Origin of the sequence: Streptomyces sp. NPDC048506, assembly GCF_040651315.1 — a bacterium.
In the GTDB taxonomy this organism is placed as follows: domain Bacteria; phylum Actinomycetota; class Actinomycetes; order Streptomycetales; family Streptomycetaceae; genus Streptomyces.
This window is the reverse complement of record NZ_JBEZIX010000023.1, coordinates 52073-72294: the sequence shown is the minus strand read 5'-3', so window position 1 is coordinate 72294 and position 20222 is coordinate 52073. Positions and strand designations below refer to the sequence as shown.

Sequence of the window (20222 nt, the reverse complement as noted above, 5' to 3'; positions counted from 1 at the left end):
CAGGCGTCGCCCGCAGTCCCCTGCGAGCGGGGTGTTTCTCTCATCTGCAGAAACCGTACGGCACCGGGAGCGCACCCGACAGCCGCATCACCCGGCCGCCATTGCCCCCGCACATCTTCTTCACGCCACGCCTCCACCTGCATATGTCCACTCCGGGACGGTCCATGAATCGGCTCCGTGACGGCCCGTGAATCCGCTCAGGTCCGGTCCGTGATTCCGCTCCTGGCCAGCCCATGAAGGCGTCATGAACAGCCCGGACGCCGCGCTCGTCGGCCGCCTCCCCCTTCCCCTCCCCCTCCCCCTTCCCCCGACACACGAGCGAGGCCCGGGGCCACGGCCGTAGCCGTCACCCCGGGCCCTACGAATCTCTTCGCTGCGGATCCGGTCGCTGCGGATCTCTCAGCAGCCTCGCATCCGTCGAACGAATCCGTCGAACGCCGCTCAGATCTTGGCGAACGCCGCCTCGAGGATGTCCAGACCCTCGTTGAGCAGGTCCTCACCGATGACCAGCGGCGGCAGGAAGCGCAGCACATTGCCGAACGTGCCGGTGGTCAGCACCAGCAGGCCCTCCTGGTGGCAGGCCTTCGCCAGGGCACCGGTGGCCTCCGGGTTCGGCTCCTTCGAGCCGGACTTGACCAGCTCGATCGCGATCATCGCGCCGCGGCCGCGGACCTCGCCGACGATGTCGTACTTCTCGGCGATCGCGTTCAGGCGGGCCTTCATGACCTCGCCGATCCGTAGCGCCTTGGCGTTGAGGTCCTGTTCGCGCATGGTCTCGATGGAGCCGAGCGCCGCGGCGCAGGCCACCGGATTGCCACCGTAGGTGCCGCCCAGACCGCCGGCGTGTGCCGCGTCCATGATCTCCGCGCGGCCGGTGACGGCCGCCAGCGGCAGACCACCGGCGATGCCCTTGGCCGTGGTGATCAGGTCGGGCACGATCCCCTCGTCCTCGCACGCGAACCACTGACCCGTACGGCAGAAGCCCGACTGGATCTCGTCCGCGACGAAGACGATCCCGTTCTCCTTCGCGAAGTTCGCGATGGCGGGCAGGAAGCCCTTGGCCGGCTCGATGAAGCCGCCCTCACCGAGCAGCGGCTCGATGATGATCGCGGCGACGTTCTCCGCGCCGATCTGCTTGGTGATCTGCGTGATGGCCTGCTCGGCGGCCTCCTGCGCGCAGTTCTCCGGGCCGGTCAGCCAGCGGAAGGGGTAGGCCAGCGGTACGCGGTAGACCTCGGGCGCGAACGGGCCGAAGCCGTGCTTGTACGGCATGTTCTTGGCGGTGAGCGCCATCGTCAGGTTCGTCCGGCCGTGGTAGCCGTGGTCGAACACGACGACCGCCTGGCGCTTGGTGTACGCACGCGCGATCTTGACGGCGTTCTCCACCGCCTCCGCGCCCGAGTTGAACAGCGCCGACTTCTTCGCGTGGTCGCCCGGCGTCAGCTCGGCGAGCTGCTCACAGACCTCGACGTACGGCTCGTACGGGGTCACCATCGCACAGGTGTGGGTGAAGTCGGCGAGCTGTGCGGCGGCCCGGCGGACGACCGCCTCCGCGCTGTTGCCGACCGAGGTCACGGCGATGCCGGAGCCGAAGTCGATCAGGGAGTTGCCGTCCACGTCCTCCAGGACGCCGCCGCCCGCGCGCTTGACGAAGACGGGCAGCACGGCGCCGACACCCGCGGCCACCGTGGCCTGCTTACGGGCCCACAGCTCCTGCGACTTCGGGCCGGGGATCGCGGTGACGACGCGACGCTCCTGGGGGAGGCCGGGGCCTCCGGACAGTTCGGTCATGGCAGTCTCCTGGGGGTGGAACGAGGACGTACAGAGGTCTTTTCTCGCAGGTTAGGGGCGGGCGGGCGGGTCTGGCATGTTCCGTTCGGGAGAAGTGCGCGTGTTGCGTTGTCCGCACCGGACATAGCGACGGTCCACGGCCAGTAGATTGAGCGACGGCGCGCCCGGCACCGGCGGGCGCGAGCGCGGGCATGACAATGGCCGAGGCGCCCGGCCGGCCGACCCGGCCGCCGCCCAACAACAGCACAGGCCACGGCTCAAGGGGGACAAGGGGCACCGGATGGACACCGAGGGCACGCACGACGCACAGCACACCGCTCCCCAGCCGTCCGGCGGAGCGCACCGATCCGAACCCACCGTGCCGCGCCCCGCGGCCCCACCCGTCCCCCCGGCCGCCGCGCCGCGCACCCCGCCCCCGCCCAGCACTCCGCCCGCCATGCCGGCCCTGCCCGCGGCACCGCCCGGCAGCGGCGCCGCACCCGAGCCGGCGGTGGTGCGGTGGTTGCGCACGCCGCGACCGGCGGCGGCGCCGGGGGTGTGGACGTATGGGCACAAGCCCCGTCCTGAGCAGGAACCCGACCGCATTCCCGGTCGGCAGCTGATCGCGGGCGCGGTGATCTCGTTCCTGTGTGGGTGGCTGCTGTGGTCGTTGTTGTGGAACGGGTATCTCGGCACGTACTGGATCTGGCCCCTTGAAGCCATCGTCCCGCATGCCTGGGTAATCGGTGCAACGCCCAGCGACAGGGTCGTCTACGCGGTTGTTACCCGCGTCTACAGCGGCCTGTGGATCCTGGGAATCGCGATCGTCTTCGGCCGCATCGGCCGCTGGCCCGAACTCGTCCGGCGCGTCCTGGGCCCCGTTGTCCGCCGCCTGCGCGACCCCAACCCCACTCCGAAGACCGAGCCTGCCACCGACCCGGCGCAATGGCCCGAACTGCGGGCCCACGGTGCCCCGGACGCAGCCGACAAGCTCACCGCCGAGGCCCGCGCGGGCCGGATGAACGATGTGGACGTGGCGAGGATCGAGCGCGCCTGGCGCTCGGTGCGGTCCGGCAAGAACTCGCTCGCCACCTTCACCGACACCGTGCTCCGGCACGGCGCGGCGGCCTGTGCGCACCCCTCGGGCCTGCGGGATCTGCCGCGCAGGTCCGCCCACCACGACCTGCTCGCCCACCAGGTCCGCATCGGCACCGCCGCCAACCACCCCCGCAACCCGTACCAGCACCGCGGCGTCGGCTGCGCCCTGGAACCCGGCGTCCTGGGCACCTCGCTGCTGGCCGTCGGGCCCGCCGGTAGCGGTAAGACGACCCGGGTCGTCAAGCCGGTCGTGGAGTCGATGTGCCTTCAGGCGCTGGCCGGGCAGTGCGCCGTGATCGCTGTGGGCCCGGCCGGCTCCGACCTGGGGCCGGACGATGCGTTCGACGTGGTCGTCCGGGTCGGCCGCCCCGACCCGGAGTGCGACCTCGACCTTTACGGCGGCACCACCGACCCCGACGAGGCGGCCGGCATCCTCGCCGAGGCGCTGGTGGGCGACCTCGCCGCGCAGCTGCCCGGCGGCGACAGCCGGCGCGCCGCGACCGCACTGGCCCAGCTGCTCGGCCCGTTCCGTGCCGCCCACGAACGCTTCCCCACCGTGCCCGAGCTCCGCGAACTGCTGGACGGCGCCCCCGAGGCGATCTCCGCCCTGCGCGCCGCGCTGGAGGACGCCGGAGGCCACACCCTGCTGCGCGAACTGGACGCCCGGGCCCGCCAGTCGGAGCGCCCCGGCGACCTCGCGGTACTCCTCGCCGACCGCATCGCCCTGCTGGACCGGCCGGCCTTCGCCGCCTTCTTCGACCCGACGGGACGCACCCGGCAGGTCTCGCTGCGCGCCCTCGACCATCCGCTGCGGGTCCGGATCGAGCTTCCCGAACGGGGCCACGCAGAGGCCTCGCGGATCCTCGCCCGGCTGGTCCTGGCCCAGTTCACCGAGTGTGCCGTCGCCCGCAGCGACCGTTCGCTCTTCGCCTGCCTGGTGTTGGACGAGGCCGCCCACACCATCACCGCCGAGGCGCTGCGCGGAGTGCAGCGACTGCGCTCGGCGAACGCCGGGGCGGTGCTCACCCTGCGCTCCCTGGACGACGTTCCCGACGCGCTGCGCGGCACGCTGCTGGGCGCGGTCGGCTGCCGGATGGCGTTCGCGGGCGTCACGACGTGGGACGGCGCGAGGTTTGCCGAGATCTGGGGCAAGGAGTGGGTGGAGACCCGGGATGTGACGGACCGGCAGATCATCGCGGAGGGCGCCGCGATGAAGGCGTTCCACATCTTCCGCCACCTGGTCACGGGGAAGGCGGTCACCGCCAAGGCCGTGACCGTGCGCACCGTGGAACGTGAACGCTGGTCCGCCTCGGATCTGGCCAACTCCGTCCCGGCCGGACACGCGGTGCTGTCGGTCACGTCGGTGGCGGGCGAGCATGCGCCGCCGGTCCTGGTGGACCTGCGCTCCTGAGGGGGCCAGCGAGCCCTGCTCCCGCCCCCACACCACAGCCGGAGGGCTCCTGGCGTGTGGGCGGGATTCGCGTTGCGGGGAGGTCCCCGGGATTCGGCCGTTGAGGCAGAATCGACACGGGCCGTTCATACGGGGCGGCGCAAACCCGTGGTCGTCGAGCGGTCGTCGATCACCGTCGTCGAAGTCATCGAAGGTCGTATGCCGCACACCCTCGCCTCCCTGGTCAACCACACCGCGCTCAAGCTGACCGTGCTCGCGGGCGAGGAGCGGCTGGACGTCCCGGTGCGCTGGGCGCACGCCAGCGAGCTGATCGATCCGGTGCCGTACATGGAGGGCGGCGAGCTGCTGCTGATCACCGCGCTCAAGCTGGACGCGGAGGACACGGAGGCCGCCCGCAGGTATGTGCGGCGGGTCGCGGAGGCCGGGGTGGTCGGGCTGGGCTTCGCGGTCGGGGTGAACTACGAGGACGTGCCGGACGCGCTGGTCGCGGCCGCGCGGGAGCAGGGGCTGCCGCTGTTGGCGGTGCCCCGCAGGACGCCGTTCATCGCGATCAGCAAGGCGGTCTCGGCCGCGGTGGCCGCGGACCAGTACCGGGCGGTGACCGCCGGCTTCGAGGCGCAGCGGGAGCTGACCCGGGCCGCGCTCAGCCCGGAGGGGCCAGCCGAGCTGCTGGCCCGGCTCGCGGCGCATCTGGACGGTTGGGTGGCGCTCTACGACGCATCAGGGGCGGTGGTGGCGGCCGCCCCCGAGTGGGCCGCGCGCCGTGCGGCCCGGCTCGCCGAGGACGTGGCGCGGCTGCGGGAGCGGCCCGCACCCGCCAGTTCCGTCGTCAGCGACGCGGAGGGCGACGACCGGGTGGAGTTGCAGTCGCTCGGCACCGGGCGACGGGCCCGCGGGGTGCTCGCGGTGGGGACCGGGGCGCCACTCGGGACGGCCGGGCGGTACGCCGTGCACTCCGCGGTCGCCCTGCTCACGCTGACCACCGAGCGGTCCCGGGCGTTGCAGGACGCCGAGCAGCGACTGGGCGCCGCGGTGCTGAAGATGTTGCTCGCGGGCGAGCCGGACCATGCGCGTGCGGTGGCCGGGCGGCTCTACGGGGGGCTGCTGGACGCGCCGTTCCGGGTGGTGGTCGCCGAGCCGGCGGTGGCGGACGAACAGGCCGCGGCGTCCGGTGCGTCCCCGGGGGCGGGCCGGGCGGCTCCGGCGGTGTTGGACGGGCTGTCCGACGCGATGGACTCCGCCGCGGCGCGGACCGGCGAGGCGGTGCTCGCGGTCCCGGACGGCGGTCGGCTGATCGTGCTGGTCGCGGACGGCGGCGCGGCGGCGGACGCCTGTGCCGCGTACGCCGCCGAGATCGAGGCCCGGACGAGCGCCCAGGCACGTCCGGGCGGCCGGTCGGGGCGGGCCGACGCGGTGACCGGCGGGCAGGGGGTGGCGGTCGGGCTGTCCGCGCCCACCGGGCCGATGGCCGCGGCGAACGCCTACCGGCAGGCCGAGCAGGCGCTGTCGGTGGCCCGTCGGCGCGGGCGTGCGCTGGTCGAGCACGAGGACGTGGCGGCGGGATCGGTCCTGCCGCTGCTCGCCGACGACGCGGTCCGGGCCTTCGCAGACGGGCTGCTGCGGGCGCTGCGCGAGCACGACGCGACCGGTCGCGGGGATCTGGTGGCCTCGCTGCGCGCCTGGCTCGCCCGGCACGGGCAGTGGGACGCGGCCGCCGCCGACCTGGGAGTGCACCGTCATACGCTGCGCTACCGGATGCGGCGGGTGGAGGAGATCCTGGGGCGGTCGCTGGACGACGCGGACGTACGGATGGAGCTGTGGCTGGCGCTCAAGGCGACGTCGGCCGGCCGGGGGGACTGACCGGCTCAAGGGGGAGTGGCGGCGGGAGCCGTGCGGGCGCGCGGTGGGCCGGGGCCCGTACCGGGAAGCGTCCGCCCTCGGTCCGCCCGTTCACGAAGGTCCGCTCCTCGGTCCGCCCCTCCACGATGGTCCGCCCTTCGGTCCGCCCCTCCACGATGGTCCGCCCCTCGGTCCGCCCCTCCACGACGGAGAGACACACCCCCTGATTACGCCGCTTCGGACAAACGCCATGGCGGCGCCGCACCCCTACCGTGGAGGCAGGTTCACCAGCGCACTGCCGTTCCCTGAGCCATCCGCACCACCCACCACTTCTGAAGGGCCGGGTTCCACTGTGCCGATCCACACTGATGCAGCCCCCACCGCCTTCTGGCTCGCCGGCCGCAAGGCCACCGGAGACGCCACTTTCGACGTCACCTCCCCCTGGGACGGCCGTCTCGTCGGCACCGTGAGCGTGCCCACCGAGGCCCAGGTCGAGGAGGCCGTCGCCGCCTCCGTCGCGGTCCAGGAGGAGTTCGCCGCGACCCCCGCGCATGTGCGCGCCGCGGCCCTGGACCACGTGCAGCGCCGTCTGGTGGAGCGTACGGAGGAGATCGCCCAGCTGATCTCCGCGGAGAACGGCAAGCCCATCAAGTGGGCGCGCGGTGAGGTCGGCCGCGCCGTCTCGGTGTTCCGCTTCGCGGCCGAGGAGGCCCGCCGGTTCAACGGCGGCGAGGCGCAGCGCCTGGACACCGACGCCGGCGGCGCCGGCCGGCTCGCGCTGACCCGCCGCTTCCCGCGCGGCACGGTCCTGGGCATCGCACCGTTCAACTTCCCGCTGAACCTCTGCGCCCACAAGGTCGCCCCGGCCATCGCGGCCGGCGCCCCGATCATCCTCAAGCCGGCCCCGGCCACCCCGCTCTCCGGCCTGATCATCGGTGAGCTGCTCGCCGAGACCGACCTGCCGGCCGGTTCCTGGTCGATCCTCCCGGTGCCCAACGACCGGATGCCCGCCCTGGTCCAGGACGAGCGGCTGCCGGTCGTCTCCTTCACCGGCTCCGAGAAGGTCGGCTACGCGATCCTGGACTCGGTGCCGCGCAAGCACTGCACCCTGGAGCTGGGCGGCAACGGCGCGGCCGTCGTGCTGCCCGACTGGTCCTCCGAGGCGGACCTGGACTGGGCGGCGCAGCGGATCGCCATCTTCTCCAACTACCAGGGCGGCCAGTCCTGCATCTCCGTACAGCGGGTCATCGCGGACGCCTCCGTGTACGACCGGCTGGTGCCGAAGATCGTGGCGGCCGTCGAGGCGCAGGTCACCGGCGACCCCTCGGACGACACCACCGAGGTCGGCCCGCTGGTGAACGAGGACGCGGCCAAGCGCGTCGAGACCTGGGTGGACGAGGCCGTGCAGCGCGGCGCCAAGCTGCTCGCCGGCGGCAAGCGCGACGGCGCCTCGTACGCGCCGACCGTGCTGGAGAACGTGCCCGCCGACGCCACCCTCGCCTGCGAGGAGGTCTTCGGCCCGGTGCTCACGCTCACCAAGGTCGACGGGGTGGACGAGGCGTTCGCAGCCGTCAACGACTCCAAGTTCGGCCTCCAGGCGGGCGTGTTCACGCACGACACCCGGACCGCCTTCCGCGCCCACCGTGCGCTGGAGGTCGGCGGCGTGGTGATCGGCGACGTGCCGTCCTACCGCGCCGACCAGATGCCGTACGGCGGTGTCAAGCAGTCCGGCGTGGGCCGCGAGGGCGTGCGCTTCGCGATGGAGGACTACACCTACGAGCGGGTGCTGGTCCTGACCGGGCTGGCGCTGTGACCCACCGCCCCTCCGTCTCCCCGTAGGGAGAGCCCCTCACACCCCGGGACGACCCGGCCGGGTAACACCCTCACCCGACCCGGCCGGGTGCCCCGGACGACCTCGTCCCCGACCCGGTCCGGACCGGTGGACAGCGACGGCCGTCCCTTGGGCCGTATCACCGTCCGGACCCGTGGCCGGCGCACCCCCCGGTGCCGGCCCCTGACGCGGCGCGCTCCGGCACCCTGTTTCCGGAGCGCGCCGCGTCCCCCGTTCCGCCGGCCCTCGTCCCCCGTTACGCCGGATCTCGACCGTACGGTGCGCGCACCCCCGGCGCCTCGTGTCCGAGGTGGAGTCGCGGCGGTGCCTCAGGGAGGAGACGCTCCCGTCCGTACAACCAGCGCGGTATGCCGCACCCCCCGAAGGGCCGATGCCATCGAGCCGGTCCGGGCCGCGCCCCCGCCCCGGCCCCGTATGGCCAAGAGGCACCGCCTCGCCCTGCTCCTCCGGGTACCTCCAGTGGTGCAACCCGCGCGGATCGGGTAACTCTCACAAGTAGCGCTGTTCCAGCGGCCCGTCCGGCCCGCCGGCGCAGAACTCCCGATTCCGCGGCGAGGTGAGCTCCTGATGACCGCTCCATCCATCCGCAACGTTTCCGAGCGCGAAGCACGCCAGGTCGCCGAGGCGGCCCGCGAGCAGGACTGGCGCAAGCCCAGCTTCGCCAAGGAACTGTTCCTGGGGCGCTTCCGGCTCGACCTCATCCATCCGCACCCCACTCCGGCGGTCGACGACGTGCGCCGGGGGGAGAAGTTCCTCGACACGCTGCGGAAATTCTGTGAGACGGAGATCGACGGCGCCCGGATCGAGCGCGAGGGGCAGATCCCGGACGAGACCATCGAGGGGCTCAAGCAGCTCGGTGCGCTCGGCATGAAGATCGACCCGAAGTACGGCGGCCTCGGCCTCACCCAGGTCTACTACAACCGGGCGCTGTCCCTGGTCGGCTCGGCCAGTCCGGCCATCGGCGCGCTGCTCTCCGCGCACCAGTCGATCGGTGTACCGCAGCCGCTGAAGCTCTTCGGCACCCAGCAGCAGAAGGAGACGTTCCTGCCGCGGCTGGCCCGTACGGACGTCTCGGCGTTCCTGCTCACCGAGCCCGACGTCGGCTCGGACCCGGCCCGGCTGGCGACCACGGCGGTACCGGTGGGTGGGGGCACCTCCCGTACGAGCGAAGGCGAGTACGGGGGAGAGTACGTGCTCGACGGCGTGAAGCTGTGGACCACCAACGGCGTGGTCGCCGACCTGCTGGTAGTGATGGCGCGGGTGCCCGCCTCCGCCGGCCACAAGGGCGGCATCACCGCCTTCGTCGTCGAGGCGGACTCGCCCGGCATCACGGTCGAGAACCGCAACGCCTTCATGGGCCTGCGGGGCCTGGAGAACGGCGTCACCCGCTTCCACCAGGTACGGGTTCCCGCCGCCAACCGCATCGGCCCCGAGGGCGCCGGCCTGAAGATCGCCCTGACCACGCTCAACACCGGACGGCTCTCGCTGCCCGCGATGTGCGTCGGCTCCGGCAAGTGGTGTCTGAAGGTCGCGCGTGAGTGGTCCGCGGCCCGCGAACAGTGGGGCCGGCCGATCGCCAAGCACGAGGCCGTGGGCGCCAAGATCTCCTTCATCGCGGCGACCACCTTCGCCCTGGAGGCCGTCGTCGACCTCTCCTCCCAGATGGCCGACGAGAACCGCAACGACATCCGCATCGAGGCCGCCCTCGCCAAGCTCTACGGCTCCGAGATGGGCTGGCTGATGGCCGACGAGCTCGTCCAGATCCGTGGCGGGCGCGGCTTCGAGACCGCCCCGTCGCTCGCCGCCCGTGGCGAGCGCGCGGTGCCGGCCGAGCAGATGCTGCGCGATATGCGGATCAACCGGATCTTCGAGGGTTCGACCGAGATCATGCACCTGCTGATCGCCCGGGAGGCGGTGGACGCGCACCTGTCCGTCGCCGGTGACCTCATCGACCCCGACAAGACCCTCGCCGACAAGGGCCGGGCCGCGGCCAGAGCCGGCGGGTTCTACGCCCGGTGGCTGCCCAAGCTGGTCGCCGGACCGGGCCAACTCCCGCACACCTACCAGGAGTTCGGCATGCTCGCCGGGCATCTGAGGTACGTCGAGCGGACCTCCCGCAAGCTTGCCCGCTCCACCTTCTACGCGATGTCCCGCTGGCAGGGCCGGATGGAGACCAAGCAGGGCTTCCTCGGCCGGATCGTCGACATCGGCGCCGAACTCTTCGCGATGAGCGCCGCCTGCGTACGGGCCGAGTACCTGCGCGAGACCGGCGACCACGGCCGCGAGGCGCAGCAGCTGGCCGACGTCTTCTGCCGCCAGGCCAGGATCCGGGTCGAGGAGCTCTTCGGCCGGCTGTGGACCAACACCGACGAACTCGACCGCAAGGTCGTCTCCGGCGTCCTCGGCGGCAGCTACACCTGGCTGGAGGAGGGCATCATCGACCCCAGCGGCGACGGCCCCTGGATCGCCGACGCCTCCCCGGGCCCGAGCCGGAAGGACAACGTCCGCCGCCCCCTCCGCTGAGCCCGCCACGACCGCACGCCCGGGCCCGTTCCGCACAGATGCGCGGGGCGGGCCCCGCGCACGGCCGCGGACATCGCGGAAGACCTCCCCTCGGGACCACCGCACCCCGGCGACCGGCCACAATGGACCTCATGACGGACTCCCTCGCCCATCCGCACCTGCGCTTCGAGCCGGCCCCCGGCGACCCCGACGGCCCGCGCCGCATCGTGATCCTCGGCTCGACCGGGTCGATCGGCACCCAGGCCATCGACATCGTGCTGCGCAACCCCGACCGCTTCCAGGTGACCGCGCTCTCCGCGGCCGGCGGCCGGACCGAGCTGCTCGCCGAGCAGGCGCACCGGCTGCGGGTGGCCGCCGTCGCGGTGGCGCGCGAGGACGCGGTGCCCGCGCTGCGCGCGGCGCTGGCCGAGCGGTACGGCGCCGGTGAGCCGCTGCCGGAGATCCTCGCCGGTCCGGACGCGGCCACCGAGCTGGCCGCCGCCGGTCCGTCGGAGTGTCGCACCGTCCTCAACGGCATCACCGGCTCCATCGGCCTGGCGCCGACCCTGGCCGCCCTGAAGGCGGGCCGGGTGCTGGCGCTGGCCAACAAGGAGTCGTTGATCGTCGGCGGACCGCTGGTCAAGGCCGTCGCGAAGCCCGGCCAGATCGTCCCCGTCGACTCCGAGCACTCCGCGCTCTTCCAGGCGCTGGCCGGCGGCGACCGCGCCGAGGTCCGCAAGCTCGTGGTCACCGCCTCCGGCGGCCCGTTCCGCGGCCGTACCAAGCGCGAGCTGGCCGGGGTCACCCCCGAGCAGGCGCTGGCCCACCCCACCTGGTCCATGGGCCCGGTCGTCACCATCAACTCCGCGACCCTGGTCAACAAGGGCCTGGAGGTCATCGAGGCGCACCTGCTCTTCGACGTCCCCTTCGACCGCATCGAGGTCGTCGTCCATCCGCAGTCCTACATCCACTCGATGGTGGAGTTCACCGACGGCTCCACGCTCGCCCAGGCCAGCCCGCCCGACATGCGGATGCCGATCGCGCTGGGCCTGGGCTGGCCCGAGCGGGTCCCGGACGCCGCACCGGGCGTGGACTGGACGAAGGCCCAGACCTGGGAGTTCTTCCCGCTCGACGAGTCCGCCTTCCCGTCCGTCCCGCTCGCCTGCCACGTCGGTGACCTGGGCGGCACCGCACCGGCCGTCTTCAACGCGGCGAACGAGGAGTGCGTGGCGGCGTTCCTCAAGGGCGGGCTGCCGTTCACAGGGATTGTGGATACCGTCGCCGATGTGGTCGCCGAGGGCTTGGCTTCCGGGGTAGTAATGAAGAGCCAAGGCGGGGCGGAGCGGAGCGGAACGCCCTCGCGGGGAACTTCACTGACCGTCGCGGACGTCCTGGAGGCGGAGACCTGGGCGCGCGCCCGCGCCCGCGAACTGGCCGCCCGTGCGGCACGGACACCTTCGGAGGCTCGCGTATGACGACCTGGATGACCATTCTCGGCATAGTCGTCTTCGTCGTCGGCCTGCTGTTCTCCATCGCCTGGCACGAACTCGGCCACCTCTCCACGGCCAAGATGTTCGGCATCCGCGTGCCGCAGTACATGGTGGGCTTCGGACCGACGCTCTTCTCCCGCAAGAAGGGCGACACCGAGTACGGCATCAAGGCGATCCCGCTCGGTGGCTACATCCGCATGATCGGGATGTTCCCGCCCGGGGACGACGGGAAGCTACAGGCCCGCTCCACCTCGCCGTTCCGCGGAATGATCGAGGACGCCCGCTCGGCGGCCTTCGAGGAGTTGCAGCCCGGCGACGAGAAGCGGCTCTTCTACACCCGCAAGCCCTGGAAGCGCGTCATCGTGATGTTCGCCGGACCGTTCATGAACCTGATCCTGGCGGTCGTGATCTTCATGAGCGTGCTGATGGGCTTCGGCATCAACACCCAGACCACCCAGGTCGGCTCGGTCTCGGACTGTGTGATCTCGGCCGCCGCCAAGACCGACAAGTGCCCGTCCGGCGCCAAGGACTCCCCGGCCAAGGCCGCGGGCCTGCGGGCCGGCGACAAGATCGTCTCGTTCAACGGGCAGGACGTCCCGGACTGGGGCGCCCTCCAGCAGCAGATCCGCGACACCACGGGCCCCGCGACGCTGGTCGTCGAGCGGCACGGCGTCCGCAAGACGCTGCACGCCGACCTCATCGAGAACAAGGTCGCCAAGACCGACGGGCACGGCGGCTACGTCCCCGGCGAGTACGTCACCGCCGGATTCCTCGGCTTCACCCCGGCCAGCGGCGTCGTCCAGCAGTCCTTCGGCCAGTCCGTCGACCGCATGGGCAACATGGTCGAGCAGGGCGTCTCCTCGCTGGTCAACCTGCCCGCCAAGGTCCCGGACCTGTGGAACGCGGCCTTCAACGGCGGCGAGCGCAAGCAGGACTCCCCGATGGGCGTGGTCGGCGCGGCGCGGGTCGGCGGCGAGGTCTTCTCGCTGAACATCCCGCCGGAGCAGCGGGTGGCGACCATGCTCTTCCTCGTCGCCGGGTTCAACCTCTCGTTGTTCCTGTTCAACATGCTGCCGCTGCTCCCGCTCGACGGCGGGCACATCGCCGGCGCCGTGTGGGAGTCGATCCGCCGGGCCTTCGCCAAGATCGTCCGGCGGCCCGACCCCGGCCCCTTCGACGTGGCCAAGCTGATGCCGGTCGCGTACGTCGTCGCCGGGATCTTCATCTGCTTCACGCTGCTGGTCCTCGTCGCCGACGTGGTGAATCCGGTGAAGCTGACCTGATCCGGAACGGCGACGGCCGGACACCTCCGCGGCGTTTGGAGGTGTCCGGCCGCTCTCTTTAGGGGGGCCGCCGGGGGGCCGCCGGGGAGCGATGTGCTTATGGCAACCCCGGTGCCGTAACCTCGGAAGCCGGAACCCGCCGACACGGGGCCTTGATCCACACCTTGGGGTTGCTCGCCAGATGACTGCCATTTCGCTGGGAATGCCGGACGTACCGACCAAGCTTGCCGACCGCCGGGTCAGCCGCAAGATCCACGTCGGTTCGGTCGCCGTGGGCGGAGACGCACCGGTCTCGGTGCAGTCGATGACGACGACGCGGACGTCCGACATCGGGGCGACGCTCCAGCAGATCGCCGAGCTGACGGCCTCCGGCTGCCAGATCGTCCGGGTCGCCTGCCCGACCCAGGACGACGCCGACGCGCTGCCGGTGATCGCCCGGAAGTCCCAGATTCCGGTCATCGCAGACATCCACTTCCAGCCGAAGTACGTCTTCGCCGCCATCGACGCCGGCTGTGCCGCGGTCCGCGTCAACCCCGGCAACATCAAGCAGTTCGACGACAAGGTCAAGGAGATCGCCAAGGCGGCCTCGGAGGCCGGCACCCCCATCCGGATCGGCGTGAACGCCGGCTCCCTGGACCGGCGCCTGCTCCAGAAGTACGGCAAGGCCACCCCCGAGGCGCTCGTCGAGTCCGCGCTGTGGGAGGCCTCCCTCTTCGAGGAGCACGGCTTCCGCGACATCAAGATCTCGGTCAAGCACAACGACCCGGTCGTGATGGTCAACGCCTACCGCCAGCTCGCCGCCCAGTGCGACTACCCCCTCCACCTCGGCGTCACCGAGGCCGGCCCCGCCTTCCAGGGCACCATCAAGTCCGCGGTCGCCTTCGGTGCGCTGCTCAGCGAGGGCATCGGCGACACCATCCGGGTCTCGCTGTCCGCACCGCCGGCCGAGGAGGTCAAGGTCGGCATCCAGATCCTGGAGTCCCTCAACCTCCGCCAGCGCCGGCTGGAGATCGTCTCCTGCCCGTCCTGCGGCCGCGCCCAGGTCGACGTCTACAAGCTCGCCGACGAGGTCACCGCCGGTCTGGAGGGCATGGAGGTGCCGCTCCGCGTCGCCGTCATGGGCTGCGTCGTCAACGGTCCCGGCGAGGCCCGCGAGGCCGACCTCGGCGTCGCCTCCGGCAACGGCAAGGGCCAGATCTTCGTCAAGGGCGAGGTCATCAAGACCGTCCCCGAGTCGAAGATCGTGGAGACCCTCATCGAAGAGGCATTGAAGATCGCCGCGCAGATGGAGGCCGACGGCATCGCCTCCGGCGAGCCGGTCGTCACCGCCGCCGGCTGAGCCACCCGCGTCCACGAGCCCCGCCGCCCGCCCGGGCCGCGGGGCTCGCCGGCGTCCGGGCAGGTCCGCGCAGCCTGCGGGCCGGGTGCTCCCGCACAGCTGGAGGTAAAGTGCCAAGACCTGCTCCCGCCTGGCCTCCCAGGCCCGTAACGGTGAGGCATTCCGACACGTGCTGACGACCACCTCCATCAAGGTCCTTGAGCCCGGGGAGCTCGACGACGCGCTCGCGGTCCTCGACCGCGACCCGGTCGCCAACGCCTTCGTCGCTGCCCGCGTCCAGGTGGCCGGACTCGACCCCTGGCGGCTGGGCGGCGAGATGTGGGGCTGGTACGTCGGCGGACGGCTGGAATCGCTCTGTTACGCCGGCGCCAACCTCGTCCCGGTCTGCGCCACCTCCGAGGCCGTCCGCGGCTTCGCCGAGCGCGCCCGCCGCCAGGGCCGCCGCTGCTCCTCCATCGTCGGTCCGGCCGGCCCCACCGCCGAGCTCTGGTCGCTCCTGGAGCCGTACTGGGGGCCCGCCCGCGAGATCCGCGCCCACCAGCCGCTGATGGTCACCACCGCGCCCTCCGCCGAGATCGCCCCCGACCCGTACGTCCGGCGGATCCGCAAGAACGAGATGGACCTGATCATGCCGGCGTGCGTGGCCATGTTCACCGAAGAGGTCGGCATCTCCCCGATGGCCGGCGACGGCGGACTGCTCTACCAAGCGCGGGTCGCCGAACTCGTCGGATCCGGGCGCTCCTTCGCCCGCGTCGAGAACGGCAAGGTCATCTTCAAGGCCGAGATCGGCGCCGCCACCCCGCACGCCTGCCAGATCCAGGGCGTCTGGGTCGACCCCGCCCACCGGGGCAAGGGCCTGTCGGAGACCGGTATGGCGGCCGTCCTGCGCTATGCGCTCAGCGACGTCGCCCCCGTCGTCAGCCTCTACGTCAACGACTTCAACACCGCCGCCCGCGCCTCCTACCGACGGGTGGGCTTCGAGGAGGTCGGCGCGTTCATGAGCGTGCTGTTCTGACCCGCCGCGGAGCCGGGGCCACCGGGGGCGGACCCGCCGCCCGCGTACTGTTCCGGCCCGTCGCCTTGTACGCTCCGAGCATGGATGACGTCGCGGTCGGCCCCCTCGATCTCGCTGCCCGCGTGGATGACGCGCTCGCCGTCCAGGCGCTCGCGTTCGGACTGAGCGACGAAGAGGTCGCCGTCCGCCGGCACATCGTGCTGCGCCACCTGGGCTGCCCCGGAGCGCGCGCCTTCGGCGCCACCACCCCCGCCGGCCGGCTCGTCGGATTCGTCTACGGCATGCCCAACGACCGCACCCAGTGGTGGTCCACCGTCGTCGAGCCCTATCTGCACAGCGCGGGCCTCGACCACTGGCTCGACGACTCCTTCACCATCACCGAGCTGCACGTCCACCCCGCCTACCAGGGCCGCGGCATCGGGCGGGCGCTGATCACCCGGATCACCGACGAGGCGGCCGAGCCGCGCTCCATCCTGTCCGCCATCGACGTCGAGAGCCCGGCGCGCGGCCTCTACCGCTCCCTCGGCTACCAGGACATCGCCCGCCGGGTGCTGTTTCCGAGCGCTCCGACGCCGTACGCGGTCATGGGCGCGCCGCTGCCGCTGAAGCGCCCCTGAGTGCCCGTTCGGGGTGGAACGCATTTCCTTGTGCCACACCCGGGCGGCTAACCTCCAGGGAGTCACCTTTCTTACGCAGGAGAAACTCCCATGGCCAACGCCGCACAGGTCCAGCGCATGTCCCGCTTGATGATCAAGACGCTGCGCGACGACCCGGCCGACGCCGAGACCGCCAGCCACAAGCTGCTTGTCCGCGCCGGGTACGTCCGCCGCTCCTCCGCCGGCATCTGGACGTGGCTGCCGCTGGGCATGAAGGTCCTGGAGAACGTCTCCCGCGTCGTCCGCGAGGAGATGGACGCCATCGGTGGCCAGGAGGTCCTGCTGCCGGCGCTGCTGCCCAAGGAGCCCTACGAGATCAGCGGCCGCTGGGAGGAGTACGGCGACCTGCTCTTCCGCCTCAAGGACCGCAAGGGCGCCGACTACCTCCTCGGCCCCACGCACGAAGAGATCTTCACCCTCACGGTCAAGGACCAGTGCACGTCCTACAAGGACCTGCCGGTGATCCTCTACCAGATCCAGATCAAGTACCGCGACGAGGCCCGCCCCCGCTCCGGCGTGCTGCGCGGGCGCGAGTTCCACATGAAGGACTCGTACAGCTTCGACACCAGCGACGAGGGCCTGGCCCAGTCCTACGCGCTGCACCGCGAGGCGTACCGGAAGATCTTCGAGCGGCTCGGCCTGGACTACCGCATCGTCTCCGCCGTCTCCGGCGCGATGGGCGGCTCCGCCTCCGAGGAGTTCCTGGCGCCCGCCGCGGCCGGTGAGGACACCTTCGTCGACTGCCCGAACTGTGACTACGCCGCCAACACCGAGGCCGTGACGGTCGCCGTCGAGCCCGTCGACGGCTCCGCGCACGGCCCCGTCGAGGAGCTGGACACCCCCGACACCCCGACCATCGAGTCGCTCGCCGAGCACCTCGGCGTACCGGCCTCCGCGACCCTGAAGAACCTGCTGGTCAAGGTCGACGGCGAGATCGTCGCGGTGGGCGTGCCCGGCGACCGCGAGGTCGACCTCGGCAAGCTCGGCGAGCACCTCGCACCGGCCACCGTCGAGCTGGTCACCGCCGAGGACTTCACCGACCGCCCGGAGCTGGTCCGCGGCTACGTCGGCCCGCAGGGTCTGGCCGGCAAGGCGTTCCGGTACATCGCCGACTCCCGGGTCGCCCCCGGCACGGCCTGGATCACCGGTGCCAACAAGGAGGGCAAGCACGCCCGCAACGTCGTGGTGGGCCGGGACTTCGAGGTCGACGAGTACCTCGACGTGGTCGTCGTCGAGCCCGGTGACCCCTGCCCCAAGTGCGGCACCGGCCTGAAGATCGACCGCGCCATCGAGATCGGCCACATCTTCCAGCTCGGTCGCAAGTACGCGGACGCCTTCGAGCTCGACGTCCTCGGCCAGAACGGCAAGCCGGTCCGGGTCACCATGGGCTCGTACGGCATCGGCGTCTCCCGTGCGGTGGCCGCGCTCGCCGAGCAGACCCACGACGACAAGGGCCTGTGCTGGCCGCGCGAGGTCGCGCCGGCCGACGTCCACGTCGTCGCGGCCGGCAAGGCCACCCAGACCGAACTCGCCTTGGAGCTCGGTGAGCGGCTCGGCGCCGCGGGCCTGCGGGTGCTGGTCGACGACCGCGCCGGGGTCTCGCCGGGCGTGAAGTTCACCGACGCGGAGCTGCTCGGCGTGCCGACCATCGTGGTGGCGGGGCGGCGCGCCGGCGAGGGCGTCGTCGAGGTCAAGGACCGTCGCACCGGTGAGCGCGAGGAGCTGACGGTCGAGGAGGCCGTCGCCAGGCTCGGCGCCTGACACCCGTGGCGTACGGGCCGGCCCGGGGCGCTCGCCCCGGGCCGGCCCGTACGCCCTGCGCTACAGCCAGGCCGCGAACTCCAGCAGCAGCTCGCCGCGCTGACGGTCGCCGGAGGCCACCTCGGCCACGCCGGTGTCGACCGCCCGGTAGAGCGTCCAGGCGCGTAGCCGGTCCCGGTCCACGTCCAGGGAGTCGGCGAGTTTGGCCACCCGGCGGCGGGCCGCGGGGGCCGCGCCGGAACCGGCCATCAGGTCCTCGAACCGGTCCAGCACCAGCGCCGCCAGGTCGTACGCCCGCTCGCCGACCACCGGCGACGGGCCGATGGCCAGCCAGGGCGCCCGCTCGCCGGCCAACACCTTGCCCTGCCGGAAGGCGCCGTGCAGCAGGAACTCCTCGCCGGAGTCGGCCGGCAGGGCGCGTCGCAGCTCCACCGCCTCGTCCATCAGCGGCCCGGCCGCCGGGGCGTGGGCCCCGGCCGTGCGCAGCGCCTCCACCGCCTCCTCGGTACGCCCGAGCAGCGTCGCGAAGGGGTGCCCCTCGGCCGGCGGCACCCACAGCCGGCGCACCGTGCCCGCCGCCTCCAGCAGCGCCTTGGCCTCCGGCAGCGAGCGCAGCGAGACCGCGCCGTGCAGGCGTTCCAGCAGCAGCGCGCCGCTCGCGTCGTCGGACCGCAGCAGCCGCACCGCGCCCCAGCCGTCCCAGGCCGTCAGCGCGGCGCCCTCCTGCCCGGAAAGCCGCCCCGGCACCGGGACCTTCAGCGCCGCGGGGGCGCCGTCCGCCCGGTGTACGAGGGCCAACAGGCTGCTGCGCCCACCAGGGGCGTGCACCCGTTCCAGCGTCAGCTCCCAGGCGTCCAGCAGCTGCTGAACCAGCGTCGGCAGCTCCCGCAACCACTCCTGCGCGAGGCCGTCCGGATCGCCGCTCAGCGAACTCACCAACCGCTGCGGCGGTTCGATGGGTGCCGTTGCCATGCTTGAGCTGTCCCTTCAGTTGGGCAATTGCAGAATTCTGCAAGTACCCAGCTCGTCTCTCTGCGGCGGGGTCGCCGGTCGTTCAGAGCGCGCCCGCGGAAGCGCTCGCGGAGCCGGACGGAGCGGCGGCCGCGGCCCGCTCCACGAGCCCGGGGAAGGCTACGCCGCTGCCGCGCCAGCGCACCGCCCGCACCGCCGCCTCCCGGAGCGCGGCGGCCGCCTCCGTGCGCCGGGCCCGGCCACCGGCCCGTACGAGGTCGGCGTAGACGGCGGCCAGCCGGTCCTCCAGCTCCGCCGCCAGACGCACCGCGGCGGCTGCGTCCGGGACCGGGAAGGGCAACTCGTACGCGGCGGCCGAGGCCTGTGGCGTACCGCCCAGATCACGCACCTCGCGGCGCAGTACGTCCCGGCGCGCGCGATGGGCGTCGTAAGCCGCCGTCGCCTCCGCGCGCCGGTCGGCGGCGATCCGGCCGCCGACCACGCCGTAGCCGTAGACCGCCGCGTGCTCGGCGGCCAGGGCCGCCTGTACCGCTGTCAGCTCGTCCTGGCCGTCCTGACCGTCCGGGCCGTCCCGACTGTCCCGGCCGTCCTCGTTGTTTCGCTGCTTCTTCGTGTCGTGAGCCGTCCGTGCGCTCATGGGTGCGCCCCTTCGCTGGTCGGTGCCGTCCGTCGTGCCGTGCCGCGTTCCGTCATCCGGCGGCCGTCACCCGGCCGGATCCGCGAGCAGGTAGGCATGGGCCGCGCCGGACGCGGCCACCGAGGCGAGCAGTCGGGCCAGCTCGGGGGGCGCGGTGAGCAGCGCCCGGGCCCGGGCGTCGGCGAGCCCGCGTTCCGCGTCGGCCAGGGCGCTCCGGGCGGCCTTCTCGTCCTCGGGTACCGCCGGTGCGTGCGCCGGGTGCGCCGGTGCCTTGGACGGGGTGCCGCTGGCGGAGGGCGCGGCACCGTCATCGGTGAACGCCTGGGCGTGCCGGGCCACTTCGGAGCGCAGCGGGCGCAGCCGCTCCTCCAGGGCGGGGTGCGCGGCCAGCGTCGCGTCGTAGCGCGCGAGCAGGGCCGCACTGTCGTGGGCGGCGCGCCGGCGCAGCCGGTCAGCGGCGTCGGAGTGCTCGGCCCGGGCGGGGCCGTCGCTCTCGGAGCAGCCGGTGAGCAGCGCCGCGCCCCCGAGGGCGGCGCCGGTCAGCAGGGTCCTTCTGCGCATGAGCGCCACTTTCGGCACGTTGCACTTCCCGGGGTC

Annotated in this window: 14 protein-coding genes; 10 read left to right on the top strand and 4 right to left on the bottom strand. The window is 72.6% G+C overall.

Annotated features, from left to right (window positions below):
• Positions 1 to 441: 441 nt before the first annotated feature.
• A complete protein-coding gene (gabT, locus tag AB0C96_RS20100) occupies positions 442 to 1791 on the bottom strand; it encodes a 4-aminobutyrate--2-oxoglutarate transaminase (RefSeq protein WP_362919017.1) in 1350 nt (449 codons plus the stop codon).
• Between the two features lie 280 nt (positions 1792 to 2071).
• On the opposite strand from gabT, the gene AB0C96_RS20095 reads away from it, so the two are divergent.
• The 10 genes from AB0C96_RS20095 to AB0C96_RS20050 all read left to right on the top strand — a co-directional run bounded on the left by AB0C96_RS20095 (position 2072) and on the right by AB0C96_RS20050 (position 18016).
• Positions 2072 to 4279 (top strand): ATP-binding protein, encoded by a 2208-nt coding sequence (locus AB0C96_RS20095; RefSeq protein WP_362919016.1) that lies wholly within the window; start codon positions 2072 to 2074, stop codon positions 4277 to 4279.
• A 198-nt stretch (positions 4280 to 4477) separates the two neighbouring features.
• On the top strand, positions 4478 to 6139 hold the full coding sequence (locus AB0C96_RS20090; protein WP_362919067.1) for a PucR family transcriptional regulator: 1662 nt from the start codon (positions 4478 to 4480) through the stop codon (positions 6137 to 6139).
• Positions 6140 to 6470: 331 nt separating this feature from the next.
• Positions 6471 to 7931, top strand: a complete 1461-nt coding sequence (locus AB0C96_RS20085) for an aldehyde dehydrogenase family protein (RefSeq protein WP_362919015.1) — start codon at positions 6471 to 6473, stop codon at positions 7929 to 7931.
• Between the two features lie 606 nt (positions 7932 to 8537).
• Positions 8538 to 10493, top strand: coding sequence for an acyl-CoA dehydrogenase family protein (locus tag AB0C96_RS20080; RefSeq protein ID WP_362919014.1), 1956 nt, complete (start codon positions 8538 to 8540; stop codon positions 10491 to 10493).
• Between the two features lie 131 nt (positions 10494 to 10624).
• Entirely contained in the window at positions 10625 to 11947 is a 1323-nt protein-coding gene (gene dxr, locus AB0C96_RS20075) for a 1-deoxy-D-xylulose-5-phosphate reductoisomerase (protein WP_362919013.1), read from the top strand.
• Positions 11944 to 13245: a site-2 protease family protein gene (locus tag AB0C96_RS20070; protein WP_362919012.1), complete on the top strand. Its 1302-nt coding sequence runs from the start codon at positions 11944 to 11946 to the stop codon at positions 13243 to 13245. The genes dxr and AB0C96_RS20070 overlap by 4 nt, the downstream gene beginning before the upstream one ends.
• 181 nt (positions 13246 to 13426) lie before the next feature.
• Positions 13427 to 14584, top strand: coding sequence for a flavodoxin-dependent (E)-4-hydroxy-3-methylbut-2-enyl-diphosphate synthase (ispG, locus tag AB0C96_RS20065; RefSeq protein WP_362919011.1), 1158 nt, complete (start codon positions 13427 to 13429; stop codon positions 14582 to 14584).
• A 169-nt stretch (positions 14585 to 14753) separates the two neighbouring features.
• Positions 14754 to 15599, top strand: a complete 846-nt coding sequence (locus AB0C96_RS20060; protein ID WP_362919010.1) for a GNAT family N-acetyltransferase — start codon at positions 14754 to 14756, stop codon at positions 15597 to 15599.
• Positions 15600 to 15679: 80 nt separating this feature from the next.
• Complete coding sequence (locus AB0C96_RS20055) at positions 15680 to 16216, top strand: N-acetyltransferase (protein ID WP_362919009.1); 537 nt, start codon at positions 15680 to 15682, stop codon at positions 16214 to 16216.
• Between the two features lie 90 nt (positions 16217 to 16306).
• On the top strand, positions 16307 to 18016 hold the full coding sequence (locus AB0C96_RS20050; protein ID WP_362919008.1) for a proline--tRNA ligase: 1710 nt from the start codon (positions 16307 to 16309) through the stop codon (positions 18014 to 18016).
• A gap of 60 nt (positions 18017 to 18076) precedes the next feature.
• On the opposite strand, the gene AB0C96_RS20045 is transcribed toward AB0C96_RS20050, so the two are convergent.
• The 3 genes from AB0C96_RS20045 to AB0C96_RS20035 all read right to left on the bottom strand — a co-directional run bounded on the left by AB0C96_RS20045 (position 18077) and on the right by AB0C96_RS20035 (position 20186).
• Complete coding sequence (locus AB0C96_RS20045; protein WP_362919007.1) at positions 18077 to 18988, bottom strand: aminoglycoside phosphotransferase family protein; 912 nt, start codon at positions 18986 to 18988, stop codon at positions 18077 to 18079.
• 82 nt (positions 18989 to 19070) lie between these two features.
• The gene (locus AB0C96_RS20040) at positions 19071 to 19625 is read right to left on the bottom strand and encodes a ferritin-like domain-containing protein (RefSeq protein ID WP_362919006.1); all 555 of its coding nucleotides are present in this window, start codon (positions 19623 to 19625) and stop codon (positions 19071 to 19073) included.
• Between the two features lie 66 nt (positions 19626 to 19691).
• Positions 19692 to 20186 carry a hypothetical protein gene (locus AB0C96_RS20035; protein ID WP_362919005.1) on the bottom strand — a complete coding sequence of 165 codons (495 nt, stop codon included), beginning with the start codon at positions 20184 to 20186 and terminating at the stop codon, positions 19692 to 19694.
• Positions 20187 to 20222: the final 36 nt, after the last annotated feature.